At 31.1% G+C, this 4,188-nt stretch carries 5 protein-coding genes and 1 pseudogene; 3 read left to right on the plus strand and 3 right to left on the minus strand.

Features of this window, described 5'->3' with window-relative positions; translation table 11 throughout:
* Positions 1 to 1,311 (minus strand): amino acid permease (locus ACIQ11_RS09125; protein WP_396154323.1); only part of this gene is annotated, 1,311 nt, incomplete at its 3' end.
* A 184-nt stretch (positions 1,312 to 1,495) separates the two neighbouring features.
* Between ACIQ11_RS09125 and ACIQ11_RS09130 the strand changes: the two genes are divergently transcribed.
* The 3 genes from ACIQ11_RS09130 (at position 1,496) to ACIQ11_RS09140 (ending at position 2,843) form a co-directional block, all read left to right on the plus strand.
* Positions 1,496 to 2,131, plus strand: coding sequence for a peroxiredoxin (locus tag ACIQ11_RS09130; RefSeq protein WP_396154324.1), 636 nt, complete (start codon positions 1,496 to 1,498; stop codon positions 2,129 to 2,131).
* A 68-nt stretch (positions 2,132 to 2,199) separates the two neighbouring features.
* Positions 2,200 to 2,508 carry a thioredoxin family protein gene (locus ACIQ11_RS09135; RefSeq protein WP_353077697.1) on the plus strand — a complete coding sequence of 103 codons (309 nt, stop codon included), beginning with the start codon at positions 2,200 to 2,202 and terminating at the stop codon, positions 2,506 to 2,508.
* A 77-nt stretch (positions 2,509 to 2,585) separates the two neighbouring features.
* Positions 2,586 to 2,843 carry a DUF6952 family protein gene (locus ACIQ11_RS09140; RefSeq protein WP_396148947.1) on the plus strand — a complete coding sequence of 86 codons (258 nt, stop codon included), beginning with the start codon at positions 2,586 to 2,588 and terminating at the stop codon, positions 2,841 to 2,843.
* Between the two features lie 36 nt (positions 2,844 to 2,879).
* On the opposite strand, the gene ACIQ11_RS09145 is transcribed toward ACIQ11_RS09140, so the two are convergent.
* Both ACIQ11_RS09145 and ACIQ11_RS09150 read right to left on the minus strand, forming a co-directional pair.
* Entirely contained in the window at positions 2,880 to 3,770 is an 891-nt protein-coding gene (locus ACIQ11_RS09145; RefSeq protein ID WP_396154325.1) for an exopolyphosphatase, read from the minus strand.
* 8 nt (positions 3,771 to 3,778) lie between these two features.
* Positions 3,779 to 4,188 (minus strand): annotated as a pseudogene (locus ACIQ11_RS09150) (polyphosphate kinase 1); the annotation flags it as partial.

Below are 4,188 nucleotides of genomic sequence, written 5' to 3' on the forward strand. Positions count from 1 at the left end.
TTTTCCTTTAGTTTCACGTTCTGCGATTTCGGCTTCACTTTGTGGAGAAAGCATTAAAACGCCACCACAAACTAATACGAACGCAAATAAAGTTCCAATACTTGTAAAATCTAATACAAAATTTTCATCAGTAAAAAAGATTGGAATTCCTACCACTAAACCCGTAACAAGAGTAGCAAAACTTGGTGTTTTATATTTTGGATGAATAGTTGAAAAACGCTTTGGCATTAAACCATCTCGACTCATCGTCATCCAAATTCTTGGTTGTCCCATTTGAAATACCAATAACACACTTGTCATAGCTACAACTGCAGCAATTGAAACCACAAACAACATCCATTTTACGCCTTTTAAAGCAAATATTTCAGCTAAAGGATCACTAACACCAAGCAGTTCATATGAAACCATTCCTGTAATAACTAAAGCTAAAACTATAAAAACTATGGTACAAATTACTAACGAATAAATCATTCCTTTTGGTAAATCGCGTTGTGGATTTTTACTTTCTTCTGCTAAAGTAGAAACTGCATCAAAACCAATATAAGCAAAGAAAACAGCAGAAACACCGCCCATTACTCCGCTAAAACCATTTGGCATAAAAGGCGTCCAATTATCAATATCTACATAAAAAGCACCTACAATTATTACCAAGGCAATTATTGCTAACTTTATATAAACCATAGCATTGCTAAAGTTTTTAGATTCTTTTGTACCTCTGTAGACCAAATAAGTAATTAAAATATTAATAACCACCGCTGGTAAATCGAAAATTACTTTCAAATTCCCTAACATTGGCGCGTTTTTCCACGCTGCTAAACCTTCGTCACCTTTACTCGCTAAAAACGCGGCGTGTGCTGATTTATAATTTATGGTTAACCATTCTGGCAAATGAATTCCAAAACTTTCTAATAAATTGGTAAAATAGCCACTCCAAGAAAAAGCAATATAAATATTACCAATAGAATATTCCATAATTAATGCCCAACCAATTATCCAAGCGAAAAGTTCTCCAAAAGAAACGTAAGCATACGTATATGCACTTCCAGAAACAGGCACACGAGAAGCAAATTCTGCGTAACACATTGCTGTAAAACCACAAGCAATGGCACACATAATATACAAAAGTACTACGGCAGGTCCGCCTGAAAAACAAGCGTTTCCGATGGCACTAAATGTACCACCACCAATAATAGCTGCAATTCCAAAAAAAGTTAAATCTTTTACTGTCAATACTTTATTTAAACCTGAATGATCACCATCGCCGCCTTGTTTTAATATTGTTGTAATTGATTTCTTTCTGAAAATTTTCATATTATTATATATTTTGGTTAGCAAAGCAAATATAGAATTAAAATTGTAATTGTTTAAAGTTATTAATATGAAAAAATAATAATCAAAATCTATTATTAAATAAATTTATATAATCAAAACAAATTGTTTTGTTATAAAATAGACGTAAATTTGCAGTAGAAAATTAATTTAAAATAAAATAATTATGGCATTAGTAGGAAAACAATTCCCAAACATTACTGTTGACGCAATCTCAGATATGGGCGACAACTTAAGAATTAACGTATTAGAAGAAGCAACAAAAAACAACAAAAAAGTATTATTATTTTGGTACCCAAAAGATTTTACATTTGTTTGTCCAACAGAATTACACGCATTTCAAGCGGCTTTACCAGAATTTGAAAAAAGAAACACAATTGTTATTGGTGCTTCTTGCGATACAAACGAAGTACACTTTGCTTGGTTAAATACAGCTAAAAACAACGGTGGTATTGAAGGTGTTACGTATCCATTATTAGCAGATACAACGCGTAATTTAGCGAACGCTTTAGATATATTAGATGTAGCTGATGAATTTAACGAAGAAACTGGTGATTATTTATTAACAGGATCAAATGTTACTTTCCGCGCTACATATTTAATTGACGAAACAGGTAAAATTTTCCACGAAAGTGTAAACGATATGCCTTTAGGTAGAAATGTAAACGAATATTTACGTTTAGTTGATGCGTACACACACGTACAAACTAAAGGAGAAGTTTGTCCTGCAAACTGGGAAGAAGGAAAAGATGCTATGAGTGCTGACAGAAACAGTACAGCAAGTTATTTAGCTTCACACTAATAATTTTTGTTTCAAGTTTCAGGTTTTTCAACTTGGAACTTGAAACATAAAACTTTAAACTAAAAAAAATGTTTCAAGAAATCGAAAAAGATAATTTAGCTGAAATAGTAGCTAATAATGAAGTTGTATTGGTACAATTTTCTGCAACTTGGTGTGGAAACTGCCGTATTATGAAACCAAAATTTAAAAAAATGGCTTCTGAAAATGAAAGCGTTCCTTTTTTGGTTGTAGATGCAGAACAGTTTACAGAATCAAGAAAATTGGCTAATGTGGATAATTTACCAACATTTGCTGCTTTTAAAAATGGAGTATTAGTAAATCAAACACAAACAAATAAAGCCGAAGTTTTAGCGGAATTAGTAGCTCAAGTACTATAAATTTAGACAAGTTAGACTTCTTAGAAAATTAGAAAGTCTACAAATCTAAATTGTCTATAAATCTAAAATCTAACAATATGAAATTACCTGTAATAAAACACTTGACACAATTTATTGAAGAAAATGATGCCGATTATATAATTGAAACAATAGCTGTTTTAGAACACTTAACAGAATTAGAATCCTTAAAAGATGAAGAATTAGATGTTATAGGTGAGTTAATTTCAAATATGTATGGAGCCATTGAAGTAAATAAAATGATTAGAGACGGAAAAGATAAAAAAACGGCTCTTAATGATTTTATGAAACGGGTTTTAGGAGCCATTGATAAATAATTAAAAACGCTCAAATTGAGCGTTTTTTTTTATATTTTATATTCTTTCGTAGTACATAGCTTTTACTACTCCATCAGCTAATCCGATTTTTGGTACATAAATATGATTGGCACCACTCCATCGCATCGCACTTAAATATATGGAAAGTGCAGGAATAATTACATCGGCACGGTCGGTATTTAAACCTAATTCGGAAATTCTTTGTTCGTATGTTAAAGCGTTTATATGATCAAATTGCGATTTTAAATACTTATAAGTCAATGGCTTATCTTGTGTTTTGCCAGACAATTTAAATGTTTTATTGATATTTCCACCAGAACCAATCATAATTATATTATCTAAACCTTCAGTATTGGTTTTTATCCATTTTTCAATTTCTTGCCAAACTACTTCGTTTACCATATTATTCAACATTCGAACAGTTCCGTTTTTGAATGATTTTGACACCAACATTTTCCCATCAGAAAACAAAGAAAATTCGGTACTTCCTCCACCAACATCTACGTAAAGATAATTTTCATTTGTTTTTATAAAGTGATGCAAATCAGAAGAGGCTATAATTGCGGCTTCTTTTTTACCATCAATAATTTCAATTTTAATGTCTGTTTTTTTCTTTATGATTTCGGCAACTTCTTTACCGTTATATGCTTCACGCATAGCAGAAGTGGCACAAGCCATAAATTTTTCGACTTTATATACTTTCATTAATAATTTAAATGCTTTCATAGCATCAATCATTCTGTCGATATTTTCCTCCGAAATTTCACCTACCGTAAAAGCATCTTGTCCTAAACGAATTGGCACACGGATTAAGGCACTTTTGTTAAATTGAACTTCTTTACCTTTTTGCTCAATAATATTAGTAATTAACAATCGCATTGCATTGGAACCAATATCTATTGCAGCATATTTTTTTATTTGAATCATTTATGTGTTTATATAATTTCTGGAAGTATTACTTCCAATTTGTTCTGATAGTGTTTGTACATTTCTTGTTGGGCTCTAAATACTTTATCTTCGCCACGTTTTCTGTATAAATTTTCAAATTTATCTGAATGTAAACGCGCTTTTACGTTTGCCTTCCATCCTATTCCAAAAGTATCAATTAAATCTTTTTTAATTTCTTCATCGTAAATTGGACAAGTTACTTCAACTCGAGCGTCAATATTTCTGGTCATAAAATCGGCAGAAGAAATAAATACTTCAGGATTGTCATTGTTCCCAAAAATAAACACGCGTGAATGTTCTAAATAATTATCGACAATACTAATAGCTTCAATGTTTTCGCTGTAATTTTTTAATCCTGGAACCAAACAACAAATACCTCTAATTATCAATTTTATTT

This window comes from Flavobacterium sp. (assembly GCF_044361065.1).
Classification (GTDB): Bacteria; Bacteroidota; Bacteroidia; order Flavobacteriales; family Flavobacteriaceae; genus Flavobacterium.